This is a genomic window from Moorena sp. (assembly GCF_982860115.1).
Genome location: NZ_CEYLVT010000386.1, coordinates 1 through 4,023 on the forward strand (window position 1 = coordinate 1; position 4,023 = coordinate 4,023).

The window sequence follows — 4,023 nt, forward strand, 5'->3', positions numbered from 1 at the left end:
TTGTAAGCAAAGAGAAAATTATTCAAATTGAGGACGAACCTGCGGAATGTGGGTTTGAATGAATATTCGTAGAGTGGGCATCCTGCCCGCCCGAAAATATATTGAAACTGGCAAGATGCCAGTTCTACACAAGATGCCAGTTCCACGCCTGATGCCCATTCCACGCCTGATGCCAGTTCCACGCCTGATGCCCATTCCACGCCTGATGCCAGTTCCACGCCTGATGCCCATTCTACAGGTGCGACCCGTGGCGAATTAAATTCGCTACAGGTCGCACCGCTCCCGACTCCCGACTCCCGACTCCCGATTCCCGATTCCCGACTCCCGATTCCCGATTCCCGACTCCCGATTCCCGATTCCCTACTCAAATGTCAAGGTTTGATAACTTGCTCTTAACATATATCGAAGATGCTATGAAACCATTGATAATCGGCTAAAGGGTTTTACCCCTCATGTCACTCAATTCCTTACTGGGTAAGACTATCTTCAGGTTACCCTAGGGGGCTGAAACGATTTTTCCACACCATTATCCATAGTAATTAGGGAAAGTTCATCAAGAAATCGCAAAATTTTCAAAATGAGCTAGGGTAGACATTGGCCCCAATCTAGTTATGAATGCTCCCCCCAACTGCTACGGGAGGTGGGGGTGTCCGTCTTGATTACAAGGGTTTATCCCTCGCGACAGGCGGCATTCGCGCCGAAAAGCCAGGACTTTTGCTGGACTTCTCCCCCAAGTCGTTGTCTTGATGCAGTCGCTCATGGGGGTTTCCCCCAAGACCGCGCTGCATCGCTTCCGCTATGGGGCTTGTATTAGAAAATTTTACCTAGAGTCTGACGTATATAAACCGACTACACAGGATTTACAGGTTTGTTTTCCCTGGCGTTGAGAGGTCGTGCCTCTAGGATGCTCAGAATCTTGTTCTGTCCTTTACCGTACCGCTCAAGCTAAACCAATTATACCACAATAGGCAGTTCTCAGACCCCCACCTGCGTTCTCGTGGTGGGGGAATGGGTCAACCGTCTAGATCAATTTAGGGTATGGTTGCCATTGAAACACCAAAATTCCCCAAAACTATGGGCACAGGGCTTATTGCCCAACGTTGGTGAAATTAAGTGACAGCTCCTAAACTGACCTTTCAGGTTCAGTTTAGGCAACAAGCGCCAATCCGGCTATTGCTTAGGAGGCGCTGGGCTTTAAGAACGGACTGCCCTCTCTTGATGCAAAGCGCGAGTGGGGGAAACCACGGCAGTCGCTCATGGTTTGTTCGCGAAGCGTGGCCAAAGGCCAAGTTACCGTAAGACAGTTGAGCCTTAATCAATAAGTTTTACCCCTTTTCTGCATAGCCTACCAACCATAAAGGCTCAACTGTCTAAGGTTTCGTCTCCGGGGGGAACCCCCGCATGAAGGCGCTGCCTCCCCAAGACCGCGCTGCCTCCCCAAGACCGCGCTGCATCGCTTTGCGTCAATTCTTGTCCACTGTTCCCTGTTCCCTGTTCCCTGTTCCCGACAACTGCCGCGAAGTCTATTATAGAAATTCCATGCATACCCTGTGCAAAATTCATCCCACACTTATGCTGCGCGTTAAAATGTCAGGGGCTTCTTTTGCCGTAAGCTAAAAAATATGCGACCTTAGCAGTAGTGGCCATTCGTTGTAATTCGGTTCCAGTTGAGAGGCAATATTAATGAGTGATGGTATGGCATTCCTGACGGGGGCTGCCTTTGCCGGTATGGCAGCATTGTTTCTCCTCAAAGGAGGAGGCAATATGGTGGCGAATAACCTTCCCTCTTCCCAACCCTTCCAAATTTCCCCTAACAATCCCTATAATTCTCCTTACACAGATCAACCGCCAAATCAGGCTCTAGCTTCGCCGAACTTAAATAATAATTTAAATAATATGCTCAATGTTGAACAGCAGCGGCGGGACACTGAGCAGCTCAAAACTATGGTTGAGCAACAACGAGCTGAAACTGAACAGCTCAAAGCCCAACTTCACAATCAGCAGTTACTGCTAGACAATCTAACTGCTCAGGTTGATGCCAGTGTGATCAGGGCTCCTGAGCAACTAATCCCTAATCGTAAAACTAATAATGAGACGGCAAATACCCTGATGTCAGGGATACTTTGGGGACTTGGCGGTATGGCCGTAACCATTGGTGGTGGTGCCGTTGTGATTGGGGGGTTAGCCTTGCTCTCACGACCACAGCGTCCTCCTCGTACAACTTACGTGGTCCAACACCCCTACTCTGGTGTTCCTCCTTCCCTACCAGCTAGACGGCGCTCTGAGTTTATGTCTCATCAATATGACGATAGACTTTATGACCGGATGGACTACGAGTAGATTGCCCAAGTCTAGTCATCGTAGTATAAGTCATCCTCAGAATCTCGGAATTTCAAGGATTGTCCCAAAAGCTGCCACACTAGAGGTGCGATCGCTCCCCCAAGAAGACCAATACCAACGCTAATAGCCAAGACAACACCGATTGGCAGATCAATTGACTCGAAGACTAAAAACTTCACGGATACTTCCGTGATATTTTGGATCGAGAAAATAGCGATCGCACTAATCCAAATAGCAACTATCAGAGATGTCAGAAGATTAGTAAGAATTCTGATATGGGAATAGTTCATGATGGTGACAAGTTTCTGATGACTTGTTTGACTCTATGTATTATTTTTTCTAGCACAGTAGCCCATAGAATACCTGATTCTGTCAACAGTAGGTGTAGGGTGTGCAAATAATCCTAGTTTCACTATTTGTACAGTTATCATCGACATGCAGCCCACCCTACTGACTGACTATGTCACAATGGCCGCTAAGGATAGCCCGAGGTGAGAGCGATGCCCCCACTACTCGACCAAACCACCGATCAACGCATTGTTCATGATGGCACCTGGGAACAGTTTAAGTTCATCCAGAAGGGCTTTGATGGTTCTCCTGGAGTACGGCTGTTTTACTATGATGGAATAATCGAGATTCTGATGCCAGGACGAGAACATGAAATTTTTGCCAGTATCATCGGTTACTTAATCACAACATTTCTGACGGAAAAGGGTATTTTCTTTCAGCCAACTCGCTCCATGACTCAGGAAAAAGAAGGAGTCGCCTCTGCCCAAGCTGATGAGTCTTATTGCATCGGTAGTGTTAAACCGATTCCCGATTTATCCATTGAAGTGGTGTTTAGTAGTGGTGGCATCAGTAAGTTAGAACGCTATCAAGCTTTAGGTGTTCCTGAGGTTTGGTTTTGGGAAGATGGATTACTAAAGCTTTATCATCTTACTGATGGTAGTTATTTCCCAATCGAGCGTAGCTTGCTACCCGGACTGAGTGAACTAGATCTTGATTGGTTTACACACTGTGTTTTGATGGCGGAAACCGATGCGGGAGAAGCGATTAGAGCGTTTCGTCGGCAGATTTAGCTATCAGCTGTCAGCTGTCAGCTGTCAGCTATGAGCTATCAGTTGGGTAGAGTGGGCTGCGTCATGATCGTTTCACCAAAAGTACAGTTATCATCGACATGCAGCCCACCCTACTGACGTTCCCTCTAGACTGGCCCCACCACATGACTGTCTTGACACTCCCCGGTCTAAAGACGCGGGGATTCTTCGCTCAACGACCCGACTTGCTGAACCTGGCCGGAACCAAGAACAGTAGAGGTCAGATCTCCCGAAGCGTTGGGATCTATGATCCAGGTTCCGGTGTGCCCCACCGTACCCAAGGCTCTCTTTAAAATATTGATCGCGGCGTTGTGGTCACGGTCTAGTTCACAGCCACATTCGCAGACGTGGGTTCTGGTTGATAGTGACTTTTTTACTACCTCGCCGCATTCAGAACAGTTTTGGCTTGTATAGGCAGGATTTACCGCAACGGTGACCCTACCAAACTTATGCCCAAAATGCTCTAACCATTTTCTAAATTGATACCAACCAGCATCGTTAATAGACTTAGCTAAACAATGGTTTTTGACCAGATTTTTGACTCTTAAATCTTCATAGGCGACCAGGTCGTTAGACCGGATTACGC

General features: G+C 47.7%; 5 protein-coding genes and 1 pseudogene. 2 read left to right on the forward strand and 4 right to left on the reverse strand.

The window, feature by feature from the left end; translation table 11 throughout:
• Positions 1-368, reverse strand: a pseudogene (locus AC4II3_RS31730) (hypothetical protein); the annotation flags it as partial.
• A gap of 994 nt (positions 369-1,362) precedes the next feature.
• Complete coding sequence (locus AC4II3_RS31735) at positions 1,363-1,563, reverse strand: hypothetical protein (protein WP_488029746.1); 201 nt, start codon at positions 1,561-1,563, stop codon at positions 1,363-1,365.
• A 120-nt stretch (positions 1,564-1,683) separates the two neighbouring features.
• Between AC4II3_RS31735 and AC4II3_RS31740 the strand changes: the two genes are divergently transcribed.
• Positions 1,684-2,340, forward strand: coding sequence for a hypothetical protein (locus AC4II3_RS31740; RefSeq protein ID WP_488017289.1), 657 nt, complete (start codon positions 1,684-1,686; stop codon positions 2,338-2,340).
• Between the two features lie 11 nt (positions 2,341-2,351).
• Here AC4II3_RS31740 and AC4II3_RS31745 read toward each other — a convergent pair whose 3' ends face one another.
• The gene (locus AC4II3_RS31745; protein ID WP_488017287.1) at positions 2,352-2,630 is read right to left on the reverse strand and encodes a lipopolysaccharide assembly protein LapA domain-containing protein; all 279 of its coding nucleotides are present in this window, start codon (positions 2,628-2,630) and stop codon (positions 2,352-2,354) included.
• A 210-nt stretch (positions 2,631-2,840) separates the two neighbouring features.
• Between AC4II3_RS31745 and AC4II3_RS31750 the strand changes: the two genes are divergently transcribed.
• The gene (locus tag AC4II3_RS31750) at positions 2,841-3,419 is read left to right on the forward strand and encodes a Uma2 family endonuclease (protein WP_488017285.1); all 579 of its coding nucleotides are present in this window, start codon (positions 2,841-2,843) and stop codon (positions 3,417-3,419) included.
• Between the two features lie 167 nt (positions 3,420-3,586).
• Here AC4II3_RS31750 and AC4II3_RS31755 read toward each other — a convergent pair.
• Positions 3,587-4,023: RNA-guided endonuclease InsQ/TnpB family protein (locus AC4II3_RS31755; protein WP_490723021.1), on the reverse strand; the 437-nt coding region annotated here is incomplete at its 5' end.